Origin of the sequence: Paenibacillus sp. Marseille-Q4541 (assembly GCF_018310695.1) — a bacterium.
Classification (GTDB): domain Bacteria; phylum Bacillota; class Bacilli; order Paenibacillales; family Paenibacillaceae; genus Paenibacillus.
In genome coordinates this window covers 473,988-488,006 of record NZ_JAGXCY010000002.1, presented here as the reverse complement: position 1 = coordinate 488,006, position 14,019 = coordinate 473,988, and the positions used below count along the sequence as shown (strand labels likewise).

General features: G+C 44.9%; 15 protein-coding genes. 13 read left to right on the top strand and 2 right to left on the bottom strand.

Annotated features, from left to right (window positions below; genetic code table 11):
- Positions 1-479 precede the first annotated feature (479 nt).
- Complete coding sequence (rsmD, locus tag KFT32_RS04970) at positions 480-1,100, top strand: 16S rRNA (guanine(966)-N(2))-methyltransferase RsmD (RefSeq protein ID WP_211745992.1); 621 nt, start codon at positions 480-482, stop codon at positions 1,098-1,100.
- Positions 1,093-1,611 carry a pantetheine-phosphate adenylyltransferase gene (coaD, locus tag KFT32_RS04965; protein ID WP_211745991.1) on the top strand — a complete coding sequence of 173 codons (519 nt, stop codon included), beginning with the start codon at positions 1,093-1,095 and terminating at the stop codon, positions 1,609-1,611. The genes rsmD and coaD overlap by 8 nt, the downstream gene beginning before the upstream one ends.
- Here the strand turns inward: coaD and KFT32_RS04960 are convergent.
- Positions 1,586-2,824, bottom strand: coding sequence for a nucleoside recognition domain-containing protein (locus KFT32_RS04960; RefSeq protein ID WP_211745990.1), 1,239 nt, complete (start codon positions 2,822-2,824; stop codon positions 1,586-1,588). The two genes, coaD and KFT32_RS04960, sit on opposite strands and share 26 nt — an antisense overlap.
- A 214-nt stretch (positions 2,825-3,038) precedes the next feature.
- On the opposite strand from KFT32_RS04960, the gene KFT32_RS04955 reads away from it, so the two are divergent.
- Entirely contained in the window at positions 3,039-4,091 is a 1,053-nt protein-coding gene (locus tag KFT32_RS04955) for a SepM family pheromone-processing serine protease (protein ID WP_211745989.1), read from the top strand.
- Between the two features lie 136 nt (positions 4,092-4,227).
- Here KFT32_RS04955 and KFT32_RS04950 read toward each other — a convergent pair whose 3' ends face one another.
- Positions 4,228-5,463 carry a nucleotidyltransferase gene (locus KFT32_RS04950; protein WP_349304855.1) on the bottom strand — a complete coding sequence of 412 codons (1,236 nt, stop codon included), beginning with the start codon at positions 5,461-5,463 and terminating at the stop codon, positions 4,228-4,230.
- Positions 5,464-5,751: 288 nt separating this feature from the next.
- Here KFT32_RS04950 and KFT32_RS04945 point away from each other — a divergent pair, with 288 nt between their 5' ends.
- The 10 genes from KFT32_RS04945 (at position 5,752) to rnc (ending at position 13,906) form a co-directional block, all read left to right on the top strand.
- Positions 5,752-6,258 (top strand): YceD family protein, encoded by a 507-nt coding sequence (locus tag KFT32_RS04945; RefSeq protein ID WP_211745988.1) that lies wholly within the window; start codon positions 5,752-5,754, stop codon positions 6,256-6,258.
- Positions 6,259-6,451: 193 nt separating this feature from the next.
- Positions 6,452-6,625, top strand: a complete 174-nt coding sequence (gene rpmF, locus KFT32_RS04940) for a 50S ribosomal protein L32 (protein WP_160036476.1) — start codon at positions 6,452-6,454, stop codon at positions 6,623-6,625.
- Positions 6,626-6,978: 353 nt separating this feature from the next.
- A complete protein-coding gene (gene fapR, locus KFT32_RS04935) occupies positions 6,979-7,575 on the top strand; it encodes a transcription factor FapR (RefSeq protein ID WP_211746038.1) in 597 nt (198 codons plus the stop codon).
- Complete coding sequence (plsX, locus tag KFT32_RS04930; RefSeq protein ID WP_211745987.1) at positions 7,559-8,548, top strand: phosphate acyltransferase PlsX; 990 nt, start codon at positions 7,559-7,561, stop codon at positions 8,546-8,548. The genes fapR and plsX overlap by 17 nt, the downstream gene beginning before the upstream one ends.
- A 5-nt stretch (positions 8,549-8,553) precedes the next feature.
- Positions 8,554-9,549, top strand: a complete 996-nt coding sequence (locus KFT32_RS04925; protein WP_481856299.1) for a beta-ketoacyl-ACP synthase III — start codon at positions 8,554-8,556, stop codon at positions 9,547-9,549.
- 79 nt (positions 9,550-9,628) lie between these two features.
- A complete protein-coding gene (gene fabD / locus KFT32_RS04920) occupies positions 9,629-10,570 on the top strand; it encodes an ACP S-malonyltransferase (protein ID WP_211745986.1) in 942 nt (313 codons plus the stop codon).
- 87 nt (positions 10,571-10,657) lie between these two features.
- The gene (fabG, locus tag KFT32_RS04915) at positions 10,658-11,407 is read left to right on the top strand and encodes a 3-oxoacyl-[acyl-carrier-protein] reductase (protein ID WP_211745985.1); all 750 of its coding nucleotides are present in this window, start codon (positions 10,658-10,660) and stop codon (positions 11,405-11,407) included.
- A gap of 119 nt (positions 11,408-11,526) precedes the next feature.
- On the top strand, positions 11,527-11,760 hold the full coding sequence (gene acpP, locus KFT32_RS04910) for an acyl carrier protein (protein WP_160036471.1): 234 nt from the start codon (positions 11,527-11,529) through the stop codon (positions 11,758-11,760).
- A gap of 201 nt (positions 11,761-11,961) precedes the next feature.
- Positions 11,962-13,200 carry a beta-ketoacyl-ACP synthase II gene (gene fabF, locus KFT32_RS04905; RefSeq protein ID WP_211745984.1) on the top strand — a complete coding sequence of 413 codons (1,239 nt, stop codon included), beginning with the start codon at positions 11,962-11,964 and terminating at the stop codon, positions 13,198-13,200.
- A gap of 13 nt (positions 13,201-13,213) precedes the next feature.
- On the top strand, positions 13,214-13,906 hold the full coding sequence (gene rnc / locus KFT32_RS04900) for a ribonuclease III (protein WP_283246405.1): 693 nt from the start codon (positions 13,214-13,216) through the stop codon (positions 13,904-13,906).
- Positions 13,907-14,019 lie beyond the last annotated feature (113 nt).

Below are 14,019 nucleotides of genomic sequence, written 5' to 3'. Positions count from 1 at the left end.
GATCTAAATCGATTGTGTAGGAATTAAACTAGATAGATTCGATTGTAATAGAGATATACTTAATTAGAAGGGAAATTCACTGCGTAACATTTATCATGGGAGTTTATGCTTTGGATATAGATGGGAATCAATGAATAATGAGGTAAGGAGAAGGGATCATTCATTGAATATAAAAGAATATAAAAATATAAAAAGTACGGATTAAAAAATTTTAGGGCGCCTCTTTCGAGACGCCCAATCATGGGAGAGGAGAAACCGGACGAAGAGCTTATGGGGAAACGTAAGTCTTCTCCGCGGTTGTCTACGGCACTTTTGATGCCGATAATTACAGCATGACCGCTCTGACTCCGGTTTATACATAGAAGAGCCGTTTCTTTTTTTATATCTCACATATGAGGATTTTCACATCTATTATAGATTGTGGTACGATATCGGTATAATAAGGGTTACATATCAAGACAGGAACAGGGTGACATAAAGTGAGAGTAGTATCAGGCACGGCAAAAGGAAGACCGCTTAAGGCTGTTCCAGGAACAGGAACCCGCCCGACAACCGATAAGGTTAAGGAAGCGGTCTTTAGTATGATTGGACCTTATTTTGAAGGTGGGAATGTACTCGATCTGTTCGCAGGCAGCGGCGGGCTAGGGATAGAGGCGCTTAGCAGAGGAATGGACAAGGGAGTATTTATTGATCTTGAGCCGAAGAGTATCGAAGTCATTCGTGCAAACGTGAAGGCTACTGGCTTAGAGAGTAAGGCAGAAGTGTATCGTAACGAGGCGGGCAGAGCTTTGAAGCTGCTGGCTAAACGTGCGGTTCAGTTTGATCTTGTTTTTCTGGATCCTCCCTACCGCATGAAGAATGTAGATGAACTGATGATGACGATGCAGGAGAACGATATGTTGTCTCAGGATGCGACCGTGGTAGTAGAACATGATGCGAATCATGCGTACCTAGAAACCATCGGACATTTTCATCAAGTTCGGAAATCCACATATGGAGATACAGCAATATCAGTTTATCATTATACTTCCGGCTCTGAAACAGTCATGGAAGAGATAGATCAAGAAGACAGTAGTCAGGAGATACAAGGGGATGAATAAAGCAGTGCATACAGGAGAAAGAGTAGCCGTATATCCGGGGAGTTTTGATCCCGTGACCATGGGGCATCTCGATATTATTACAAGGGCTTCCAAGCAGTTTGATCGTTTGGTCGTTGCCGTACTGAACAATAAAAGTAAGAATCCTCTGTTCTCGGTGGAAGAGCGTGTTGAATTGCTCGAAATGGTAACGAAACAACTTCCTAATGTAGAAGTGGACAGTTTTCGTGACCTTACTGCCAACTACGTGCGAGTTAAAGGAGCGGATGTAATTGTCCGCGGAATTCGATCCGTAACGGATTTTGAGTACGAATTACAACTCGCGTCCTTGAACAAGAAGCTGAACAAGGACGCTGAGACCATTTTTATGATGACTGATCCAATATACTCCTATCTAAGTTCCAGTGTGGTTAAGGAAATTGCGAGTTTTGATGGAGATGTGAAGGACTTGGTATCTAAAGAGGTAGAAGAAGCACTAAGACGTAAAGTTAACGAGAAGAGGGACCACGGGTAGACTGCCACCTTACGATCCATCTGGACAAGAAGATAAACGTCATTAATAACAAGATGAGGAACATTCCGAGCATTCCTGCGAGCTCGAAACCGTTCATCGCAGGTTCAGTGAGGCCTTGTGAACCTATATTGAACTCGCCAAAGACCGTTTTGTTGGATTCAAGCCATAACTGGATCGGTTTCCACAACATAAGGACGAGGATATAAGAGATACAAGCATGCAATACCCTTCCGAAGGTAAAGGTGGAAGTGCTGATTCCATATGGCTTCAGGAGAGCAGAGACCTGCCAGTGGGAGCTCAGTCCTCCCCAACCGATAGCGGCAGCAAGTAAGCCGAAATGTAACGGGGATGAGATTATCTCGGTAGAACGAAGTGCATATGCGCCAAGATGTATCTCAAAAAAGGATGACCAGATATAGTCTGGAAAAAATGGGGTTATATATTTCCCGATCAGCTTGATCGTTACGGAAAATACAATCATGGCTCCTCCTGTCATCATCAGTACCTGAACCGCATGGCTTACTGTATCGCCTAGTAGTTTTCCAAAACTGCGTCCATCTTTTTCTCTAGCAATGGAAGCAGTTTGTAGCATGGAATGCAGCATAGCGGTTTTGGGTACAATCTCGGTTTTCGATTCGAGAGTGCTTGTCAAGATCACTTCATTTCTTCCTGCGAACCTAGCTAGGATGAAACCTGAAGCTATACCTGAAGCCCAGTGGACCAGGATTAGCACATAACCGACAATCGGATTTTGATAAAAAGCAGCTCCGATCACGACGAGAAGAGTCATTGGATTTGCAAAATGAGTGAGAGAAGCAAGACGGGAGACCTCTTTTGCCGTAATTAATTTTTGACGATATAGCTGTACTGCCGTATCTGCACCGGAAGGGAATCCGGCACTCATACCGACAGCAAGTCCAACTCCGCTTGGTCCAGGTATACGAAACATTTTTCTCATCAGCGGGTCAAGTAAGACACCGAGTCCGTGGGTGAATCCGTAAGCTGTCAGCATTTGAGATAGCATGAGAAAAGGGAGTAGTGCAGGAAATACCACCTTCCACCATACATCTAAACCTTGCATCGAAGCTTGAAAAGCTTCCTCTGGGGAAGCAATGATAGCTGCTACGATCAGTAGGGCACATATGCCTAGTAGCATTGTTATGAAATACGGTGAGATTGCGATACGTCCGCTTGTTTTATTTTTGGAAATCAAGATAATCACCTCTATATGTAAGATGGAGACCGTCCCTACCAAGCGCTAGGGCGCGGTTTTTTTCAAAGTTTAGAAATAACGCTTCAACCAGTTCTTCTCGGTGTTGAGACTGTGCCTTTTGTTCTGTGGACGTCTGTGTTGTCCTATACATGTATATGTGGAATACAAAGATCAAGAACAAGCTGTAAGTATAGTGAAGGGGAGGTGGATATTCATGAGTGCAATGCACAAAAAAAGCGGCCTAAAAACAACGTTATATATCGTCGTACTTGCCATTATGGTTTATGTATTGGTGTACATGCCTACACCGTATATCATCACGCAGCCGGGTTCAGCAGATGCGGTAAAACCCATGGTTGAAGTGAAAAATGGAGATGAAAAAGAAGAGGGCGAATTTCTCATGACCACCGTATCGGCGAGTTACGCGAATTTGTCCCTCCTCTTCTTATCTGTATTTAATGAACATGCTGAGATCGAGAAAAAGGCAGAGCGTCTTCAAGGAAAAACGAAGGATGAATATTCTGCAGAACAGGTTTATTTTATGAGTGATTCTCAGTCTTCTGCTATGGAGGCAGCCTACGAGGAGGCAGAAATTGCTTACAGTATTGTACCTGAACATATTTTTGTGTTTGGTTTGTCGAAAGACCCTGCTCCTCAAGGAGACATTAAAGCAGGAGATAAGATATTGTCTGTAAATGGTGTGCCAACACCGGACAATACGGTTCTTTCTAAGGAATTGCAAAACAAAAAAGTCGGGGACACAATAGAAATGCAGCTGAACCGGAGTGGGGAGACGATTACGAGAGAAGTGACTCTGGTTCCCATTAAGGATAACGATACCGGCAAAACAAGACCGGGTCTTGGTGTTATGATCGGAACGATTCAGAAGGTGAAACCGGAAGATCCAGCGCACCAGATTCAATTTAAGAATACCAAGGTTGGAGGCCCTTCAGCAGGTCTTATGTTTACACTAGAAATCTATAATCAGCTCACTCCTGGAGACTTGACCAAAGGTCATATTATCGCTGGCACGGGAACCATTAGTAAGGAAGGAAACGTCGGTCCTATTGGTGGAGTCGTGCATAAGATTGTGGCTGCGGATCGAAAAGAAGCTGAAATTTTCTTTGTACCTAGAGCGAATTATGCGGATGCAAAGAAAAAAGCGGATGCGATTAGTACTGATATGGAAATAGTCCCTGTTGATACAGCGGGTGATGCACTGGAGTACCTTAACAATCTGGATAATAAAAAAGTGGCGCTCCATTAAACACGAATTTGCAAGTTAGATGTTATGATATACAGAAAAAGACAGGATCCTCTTGAAGATCAAGCTTCAAGAGGATCCTGTCTTTTTTTATTAATCGGATGGTATTTGGTTGGTAAGTTTTGGAGCTGTTTTTGAGCTAAACCCTGATCGGTGATTTGTAGAAATCTTGATAAAGAATTCTTGTATCTGGTTTTGGCATACCCATCCCATACACGGCGGTTGCTTGCTGATCCCACGTCAGCTGGTCATGCTCGAAAGCAGATGCTTTGACAACAATAGGAAGAGATGCTTTCTTACGCATTTCTTTTAACAAGGATTGTCCTTTATCCGTGAATCCAAGGACTCGAATATAATGCGGGCCTTTTTGAAGGATATTTGGTGTCATCTTAACCTTCTCATGATTTAGGAGAATATGGGTCAGCATCCGCTGCAGTTTTGTCCTTGTATATCTTTTGGTTTTGATTGCTTCAAGTAAAGCAGAAATGCTGAGTTCAGGGAGCTGAGGGAGCTGCTTGAGGATACGATGCTCCAGCCCCTCAGTGACTTCACCAAAGCGAGCCAGCTCGTCTGGACTCTTCGTTACAAGCTGAGCGAAGAGGGCGTCACGATAGCGCTCCAGGTACACAGGAGCGCGCTCTGTTTGCCATTCGCGCTGCAGAATGGCAAGTACCTCCGCCGGCATATACGGTGCGGCGGCAGTAAGGCCATCCTCGCCAAGCAAAAGCCGGCGTAAGGCTGTTGCACTCGCGATGCTGCCTGGTCCAGGCATCGCATCATGATACCCGGCGCCGGTACGCTGCGCCGTGAAGGGCCTTATTGCGCTGCCTAGTCGGCGCAGCGCAATAAGATAGTGCAGCCCAAGCGTATTGTTGGGCTGCTTCAGCAGTGCCAGCGCGCCTGCGCTGTCGCTGCCGGGGGCAAGATCTGCTGCAGCCGCTGCATAGGCTGCGGGATAGCTTGCGCCGCTCGCAAGCTGCTGCTGGATCGCTGTAGCCAGTGACTCCGGCTCACTGGCTAAGAGATCCGCCAGCTCCATCAGCGGCGCAAGCTCTCCGGATTCGCTGCCAAAGCACAGCGAATCCACGACCCCGGTATGGTGCAAGGTAGCTACCGCACCATAGGCAAACCATTCTGCCGGCTGTACCGCATACGCGGTCGGCAATTCGAGCACGAGATCGACGCCCATCTGGAGCGCCATCTCTGTCCGGGCCCATTTGCTCACGATCGCAGGCTCCCCTCGCTGCAAAAAATGCCCGCTCATCACAGCGACGACAGAGTCTGATCCTGTTATTTTTTTGGATTGTTCCAAATGATACACATGACCGTTATGCATCGGATTATATTCTACAATGAGTCCCACCGCTGAGTTCACGATTTCTGTTCAACCTCCTAGATTTGCATTATGCCTGCATAATTTGCTATCCTATTAAGATATTGTTTTTTTCATTAGTGGACACGCAGGTAACTTATAAGGTATTCCTTACCTTTGGTCACAGGTGTAAAGTTTAAAGTGTTGACAAACCTCTTTGAAAATCGGTATAATGATTTTTGTTTGTTAGACCCTTTTCTCAACATACTTATGGCTGTATTGCAACACACTAAGATAGTATACAGCAATAGGGCTGGTTGAAAAAATGGTTTATCGTCTGGAGTGATTATAATGCAAATGTCATTTCGCAAGATGGCATCAAGCGCTGAACCCCAAAAGGTGACAGAACAGCTTGAGATCAGTCATCTGATTCGAAACAACAAGGAAATCACAGCCGTATCCCCATTGCAGGCGGAACTTACGCTAACTGCATTACCGGGGGGCGTGGTGGATGTTCAGGGTCCGTTAACGGCCGAAGTGGATATGCTCTGCTCTCGTTGTCTTGGTAACGTACATGAACATTTAGATATGAAATTCGCCGAGCAGTTCAAGCAAGGAACGGAACCGGAAGATGTGGGTGAAGAGGATGATACCTTGTATGTGGACGAGGATACCGTGAATCTTAATCCGTTTTTGGAAGAATATTTCTTACTTCATCTACCGTTTGCGCCGCTGTGCAAGTCCGATTGTAAAGGATTATGCCCTAAATGCGGTACCGACTTGAACCAAAGCAGTTGTGATTGCGACAATACTGTTGTAGATCCGCGGCTTGCGGGACTTAAGGATTTCTTTAAATGATATTAATAATTTGGTGCAACGCTTAGTGCGCATGAATTATTAATAGATGATATTAATAATTTGGTGTATCGCCTAGCGCGCATGAATTATTAATAGATGATATCAATCATTTAGTGCTTCGCTTAGCGAGCATGAATTATTGACAGATGTTTTTAAGTATGCAACAGTTGATTTTGATAAGGAGGTGGGAATTGTGGCAGTACCTCAACGGAGAACATCCAAAACTCGTCGTGACAAACGTCGTACTCACTTTAAATTGGCAGTGCCAGGTATGGTGAAATGTGAACAATGCGGAGAAATGAAGCTTGCTCATCACGTATGCAAAGTGTGCGGAACGTACAAATCAAGAGAGATCATTTCTCAATAATAGCTTTGCTACCGAATAGTACTCTATCCTAGGATAGAGTACTATTTTTTTGTGGGGAATAAAGCCAGCACTTTCTTTTTTCGCGCGGTTCCTTTATACTAAGCTTTAGTACCAGGTTCTAACCTGACGCAGATCGGTAATTAATTCTAATTTTTATACAGATCGCAGAGAGGTAGAAGGTTTAACAGATTTGATTGATGAATAGTAGCGAAGTATACTTTTTAAATATATAGATAGATTTAGTTATGCCTTACATAGGCACATCGGTTTCACCAGATTTGAGGGTGTCAGAAAGCGTAATTGATTGATGTAATACAAATCCTGAAGTAAGGGGGAGCTTGGTCATAGAACGCATACCGAAGAGACAGAGGCAACAGCAGCTCGCTCAGATGATCGAGGACAATCCTTTTATCACTGATCAAGAATTAACCAGACTGCTGAAGGTAAGTATTCAAACTATTCGTCTTGATCGCATGGAACTCGGAATCCCTGAACTGCGTGAGCGAATGAAGCTAATGGCTGAAAGGTCATATGATCAAGTTCGTTCCCTGCCTTTACATGAAGTAATCGGGGATATTGTTGATCTTCAGCTTGATAAGAGTGGTATTTCTATTTTTGAAATCAAGGATGAACATGTATTTTCAAGGACAGGCATTGCACGGGGACACTATGTATTTGCTCAGGCCAATTCACTTGCAGTTGCGGTCATTAACGATGAGATTGCTCTAACCGCTTCGGCAGATATCCGGTTTGTAAGACCGGTTCATCTCGGTGAGAAGTGTATAGCCAAAGCTTACGTTCGTTCCATGCCGGAACAGAAAGGGAAGGCCAAGGTAGAAGTGTTCGCTTATGTTGGAGAGGAAATGGTGTTTCAAGGAAACTTCGTCATTTACCGATCCGCCAGACAAGATAGCGACGAAGGAGGAAATCATCATGAGGATCGCCATTGATGCAATGGGAGGCGACAATGCCCCTGTAGCGAATGTTGAAGGTGCTGTACTTGCCGCTAAAGAATGGAAAGATACAGAGATTGTTCTTGTGGGAGACGAATCAGCTATTGAACCTCATCTCGGAAATGATCGGCCAGCAAATCTGACGGTTAGACATGCATCCGAAGTGATTCAGTCTGATGATGAACCCGTTAGAGCAGTTCGCCGTAAAAGAGACGCATCTATGGTAGTTGCAGGTCGGATGCTTCGAGAAGGTAATGCAGATGCTATGATCTCGGCAGGGAATACGGGTGCCCTTATGACAACAGGTCTACTTGTCGTAGGGAGAATGGAGGGGATTGAGCGACCGGCGCTCGCTCCTATGATTCCAACCATCGATGATAAAGGCGTGCTCGCACTTGATTTGGGTGCGAATATGGATGCTAAGCCTGAACATCTTGCTCAGTATGCTTTAATGGGCAGTTTGTACCGCCAAAAAGTGCACGGAGTAGCGCGTCCAAGAGTTGGTCTATTGAACGTGGGTACTGAACCGGGAAAAGGGAATGAACTGACGAAGCTTGCTTATCCTCTGCTTGAACAACAACCTATTCATTTTATTGGTAATGTGGAGGCTAGAGACGTGCTTACAGGTGCTTGTGATGTACTTGTCTGCGACGGTTTTGCCGGTAATATTCTACTGAAATCTGTAGAAGGCGCAGCGGGAGCTATTTTTACTCTGTTGAAAGAACAGTTTTCTTCTTCTCTGAAGACAAAGCTTGCTGCCGCTATGCTTATGCCTGAATTACGCAGCCTAAAAGGGAAATTGGACTATAAGGAACATGGCGGAGCTCCTTTGTTAGGTCTTAGCCGGCTCGTCGTGAAGAGTCACGGTTCAGCTGATGCGAATGCGATTAAAAATGCAGTTCGGCAAGCTAGAATTGCGATTGAGAATCAGCTCGTTGAAAGTATATCTAAGGAAATTACAGGGAAGTGAGTGACATGATGAATACACATTTACGTCCAGTTGGCGTCATCGGCACTGGGAAATATGTGCCTGAACGTATTTTGACGAATCAGGATATGGAAAAAATGATGGATACCAATGACGAATGGATCGTATCTCGCACAGGGATTCGTGAGCGTCATATTGCAGCACCTGAACAAGCTACGTCTGATCTTGCATATGAAGCTGCTAAGGCAGCAGCAGCATCTGCAGGCATTAAACACGAAGACATTGAGCTGATCATTGTTGCAACGGTAACTCCGGACAGCGCTTTTCCTTCCACCGCTTGTATTTTGCAAGATAAACTCGGTGCCAAAGGGGCGGCTGCATTTGATCTGTCCGCTGCCTGCTCGGGATTCGTATATGGACTTGCTACAGCAACAAGCTTCATTCAAACCGGAATGTACAACAATGCACTCGTTATCGGTGCAGATTGTCTCTCCCGAATTACAGACTACACGGACCGTAACACAAGTGTTCTTTTCGGAGACGGAGCTGGTGCAGTCATTTTAGGTGAGGTACCGGAAGGACGCGGATTCAAGTCATTTGACCTCGGTGCTGAAGGATCAGGTGGACCGCTTCTGAACTTGCAAGCGGGTGGATCGAGATTCCCAGCTTCTGAAGAAACAGTGGCAAATAAGCAACATTACATCTACATGAACGGAAGAGAAGTATTTAAGTTTGCGGTTCGTGTTATGGGAACGGCTACGATCGACGTACTCGAGAAAGCTGGAATTGGTAAAGAAGACGTGGATCTGTTTATTCCGCATCAAGCGAACATTCGTATTATTCAATCAGCAATGCAGCGTCTAGAGCTTCCAGAGGAGAAAGTAGTTATTAATGTTGACAAGTATGCCAACACCTCCGCTGCATCTATTCCTTTGGCGCTTGTTGAAGCAGCAGAAGAAGGCCGGATGAAACCGGGTGATAAAGTGCTGATGGTTGGTTTTGGCGGAGGTTTGACATGGGGAGCTTCTGTTCTCGTCTGGTAAGCTGTAAAATCATAGCCATTTTCTGTACTTATACTTTACTTATTTTTAGTTAATGAACGAAAGGGGTTTTGGATCAAGCATGAGCAAAATTGCTTTTGTATTTCCTGGACAAGGTTCTCAGTCTGTCGGAATGGCAAAAGACGCTTACGATCAGGTAGAGGCGTCCCGCGCTATTTTTAATCAGGCAGATGAAGCACTTGGATTCTCACTGAGTTCTATGGTGTTTGAAGGTCCAGATTCCGATTTGAAACAAACAAAAAATACACAGCCTGCATTGCTTACAGCAAGTATTGCACTTTATGAAGCATTGCAAGAAAAAGGCATAACGGCCGACTATATGGCGGGTCACAGCCTTGGTGAGTATAGTGCTCTCGTTGCCTCTGGCGTCATTTCTTTCTCTGATGCGGTATCTATTGTTCGCGCGAGAGGCACCTTCATGGAAGAAGCGGTACCAGGTGGACGTGGGGCAATGGCCGCTGTTCTTGGAGCAGAGCGAGAAGCGCTAGCAGAACTATGTGCACAGATTTCCTCTCAAGGGGAGGACTATGTGGTAGAACTGGCGAACCTTAATTCACCAGGACAAATCGTTGTCTCTGGATTGCAGGACGGAGTGAGTGAACTTGTTCAGCGTGTTAAAGAAGCTGGCGGCAAAAGAGCCATTCCTCTAGAAGTGAGTGGACCTTTCCACACTTCACTGATGAAGGGAGCAGCAGAGAAATTGCAAGATCGGTTATCTCAAATTTCTTTGCAAGATGCAGCTGTTCCAGTCATTGCCAACGTAACCGCAGAACCGGTAACGGATGCAGGTACAATTCAAAGTCTTTTGGTAGAGCAGGTTTATTCCTCTGTCAGATGGGAAGATACGATAATGTATCTTGTACAACAAGGCGTGGATACTTTCATCGAGATTGGTCCTGGTAATGTTTTAACAGGTCTCATTAAGAAAATAGATAAGAGCGTGAAGCTTTATAATGTAAACAATTTGGAAAGCCTGGATTTAATGGCAGCTGAGTTAGGCTAAATACCCGGTTTTTATCGCAGTTTGTACAAACTGCCCTTATTGGATGTATCCTAAGGATTGATACTCGGGGAAAGGAGGAACACACAGATGTCAACATCACTTAAAGGTCAAATTGCTCTTGTTACTGGTGCGTCTAGAGGAATTGGACGTAGTATCGCTCTTGCCTTGGCTGATGCAGGCTGCCATGTTGCTGTGAATTATGCAGGTAACGAAGCTGCTGCTGCTGAAGTCGTTAAGCTGATTGAGGCTAAAGGGGTTGAAGCGATCGCGGTTAAGGCTAATGTTGGTATAACTGCTGAGGCTGACCAAATGGTGAAACAGGTAATTGAGCAATGGGGGAAAGTCGATATCCTGGTTAACAATGCTGGGATTACAAGAGATAACCTCATTATGCGAATGAAAGAGGAAGAATTCGACCAAGTTATCGAGACGAATCTGAAGGGCGTTTTCAATTGCCTTAAGGCGGTAACTCGTCCAATGATGAAACAGCGTTATGGTCGAATTATTAATATATCCTCCGTTGTCGGAGTACTAGGAAATGCAGGCCAAGCGAATTATGTCGCTGCAAAAGCGGGAGTTATTGGTCTTACCAAATCTTCTAGCAGAGAACTTGCTTCTCGTGGAATTACGGTAAACTGTGTCGCTCCAGGTTTTATTGAAACTGAAATGACGCATGAATTGTCTTCCGATATTGTGGATGGCATGATGTCCAGCATTCCACTCGCTAGACTGGGGCAGCCGGAGGAAATTGCAGGAGTGGTTACTTTCCTTGCATCTGAAGCGGCTTCTTATATGACTGGACAAACGCTTCATGTTGATGGTGGAATGTACATGTAACATCCCCGCTTCTGCTAGTCATATGAACTCTCATATGTGATGCTGGCAGAGAGGAATGTAGGGTCTATGGCATTTTACTAGTTATTCTCGTATAATACGAAAGAGGAGGTGAACCGGAAATGTCCGACGTATTGGAACGCGTAAAACGTATCGTTATTGATCGTTTAGGCGCTGATGAAGCTGAAGTAACGCTGGAAGCATCATTCAAAGATGATTTGGGTGCTGACTCTCTAGACGTTGTTGAATTGGTTATGGAACTCGAAGACGAGTTTGATATGGAGATCTCTGATGAAGACGCAGAGAAAATCACGACCGTAGGTGAAGTTGTAAACTACATACAATCTCATACCTAAGTCATTTGAAGTCCCGCCCGCGCCTATCGCATAGGCGGGACTTCTTCTCCAATTTGCACCATATGGCATAATGCTAACATGAAGGCCCATTTTATAGGTGTTTGTTATTTGACACATGTATAAAATGGGTTTCATTACATTAAAATCTGTTAACTAGCATAACTCTTGTAGCTATGCAGTCGATATAGAGGTGAATTTGATTTGAGTCGTAGAGTTGTAGTGACAGGTATGGGTGTAATGACCCCAATCGGGAAAAATCTAGATGAATTGTGGAACAGCTTGATGGAAGGTAAATCTGGAGTTTCACTTGTGGAAGCTTTTGACGTTACTGATTATAACACCAAGATTGCAGCCTCCATTAAAGATTTCAATCCTGAGGATTACATGGAGCGTAAAGATGCTCGTAAGATGGACCGCTTTGTCCAGTTTGCAGTAGCTGCAGGCTCGATGGCATTAAATGATAGTGGCTTGAAAATTGGCGAGAATATTGATGCAGAGAATATTGGTGTCTCTGTTGGTTCTGGTATTGGGGGCCTTGGAACTTGGGAAGATCAGCATAACATCCTTCTAGAAAAAGGACCAAAACGAGTGAGCCCTTTCTTCATCCCGATGATGATTGCTAATATGGCTTCCGGCCAGCTGTCTATTTCACTGGGAGCAAAAGGACCTAATACAACACAGGTAACTGCATGTGCAACAGGTAGTCACTCTATCGGTGATTCCATGCGTATGATACAGCGTGGTGACGCGGAGGCCATGATTTGCGGCGGAGCGGAAGCGACGATTCGTCCAACAGGAATGGCAGGATTCAATTCCATGCGTGCCATGTCAACACGTAATGATGAGCCGGAGAAAGCTAGCCGTCCATTTGATACAGAACGTGATGGATTTGTTATGGGTGAAGGAGCTGGGATTCTGATTCTAGAATCTCTGGATCATGCACTTGCTCGCGGTGCCCGCATTTATGGTGAAGTCGTAGGTTACGGTTTGTCAGCAGACGCTAAACATATGACAGATCCAGACCCAGAAGGCGGAGCACGCAGTATGAAGATGGCGATGAGGGATGCGGGAATTCAGCCAGAACAGGTTGATTACATTAACGCACACGGTACTTCAACACCTGTAGGTGATAAATCGGAAACGCAAGGGATTAAGATTGCTTTGGGTGACCATGCTTACAAAGTTGCTGTGAGTTCCACTAAATCGATGACGGGTCATATGCTGGGTGCTGCTGGTGGTGTTGAAGCCGTAATTTGCGCGCTTTCACTCCAAAATCAGATGATCGCTCCAACAATTAACTTGGACAACCCAGATCCTGAATGTGACCTTGACTATGTTCCAAATAAACCGCGTGAAGCGAAACTTACTTATGTACTTTCCAATTCCTTTGGTTTTGGTGGTCATAATGCAACCGTTATTCTAAAAAAATATGAATCATAAGGGGTCAGTTCGATTGAATGCAGATCTGAAACAATTAGAGCGCAAACTTCAAATCGAGTTTAACAACCGTCAGTTGTTAAAACAGGCCTTTACCCATGCTTCGTATGTGAATGAGCATAGATTCAGTCAGAGCCAGGATAATGAGAGACTTGAATTCCTGGGAGATGCTGTGCTGGAACTTACGGTATCGGAGTATTTGTATAACGAACATCCGAACCGTCCAGAAGGAGAATTGACTAAAATGAGGGCAGCTCTTGTGCGAGAGCCCTCGCTCGTCAAATTTGCTGAAGCACTGGAATTTGGCAAATATGTTCTTTTGGGTAAAGGAGAAGAGCTTACAGGAGGAAGAACACGTCCTGCGCTTTTAGCCGATGTATTTGAGTCGTTTATTGGTGCCTTGTATCTTGACCAAGGTTTGGAACAGGTTAAGAAGTTTCTGGACAGACATGTATTTGCTGGTCTTGTCATTGAAGGCGAACTTGCGCTCACAGATTTCAAGACTGAACTACAGGAACTAACGCAACATCATAATATGGGCGTACTTGAATATCGGATCGTGGAAGAGAGAGGGCCTGCTCACGAGCGGGAGTTTGTCTCAGAGGTATACATGGGTAGCCAGAGACTCGGCCGGGGTACCGGTCGTTCGAAAAAGGAAGCAGAGCAAAAAGCAGCTCAGCTTGCTTTGAACACATTGAAACTTCCTTAAAGATGGTTTGCTTTTACGTAAACCTGAATTTGACAAACGAAGAGCAAAGAGCAGCCCGCCTTACGTATAGGATCATTTGCTGAACATGGGGGAAGGACTGCTTTTTGCTCTTC

Bases quoted from the DNA above. Each gene is read 5' to 3' on its own strand.
- coaD (WP_211745991.1), top strand. From the start codon at position 1,093: ATGAATAAAGCAGTGCATACAGGAGAAAGAGTAGCCGTATATCCGGGG.
- KFT32_RS04955 (WP_211745989.1), top strand. From the start codon at position 3,039: ATGAGTGCAATGCACAAAAAAAGCGGCCTAAAAACAACGTTATATATC.
- KFT32_RS04945 (WP_211745988.1), top strand. From the start codon at position 5,752: ATGCAAATGTCATTTCGCAAGATGGCATCAAGCGCTGAACCCCAAAAG.
- plsX (WP_211745987.1), top strand. From the start codon at position 7,559: ATGAGGATCGCCATTGATGCAATGGGAGGCGACAATGCCCCTGTAGCG.
- KFT32_RS04925 (WP_481856299.1), top strand. From the start codon at position 8,554: ATGATGAATACACATTTACGTCCAGTTGGCGTCATCGGCACTGGGAAA.
- fabD (WP_211745986.1), top strand. From the start codon at position 9,629: ATGAGCAAAATTGCTTTTGTATTTCCTGGACAAGGTTCTCAGTCTGTC.
- fabG (WP_211745985.1), top strand. From the start codon at position 10,658: ATGTCAACATCACTTAAAGGTCAAATTGCTCTTGTTACTGGTGCGTCT.
- acpP (WP_160036471.1), top strand. From the start codon at position 11,527: ATGTCCGACGTATTGGAACGCGTAAAACGTATCGTTATTGATCGTTTA.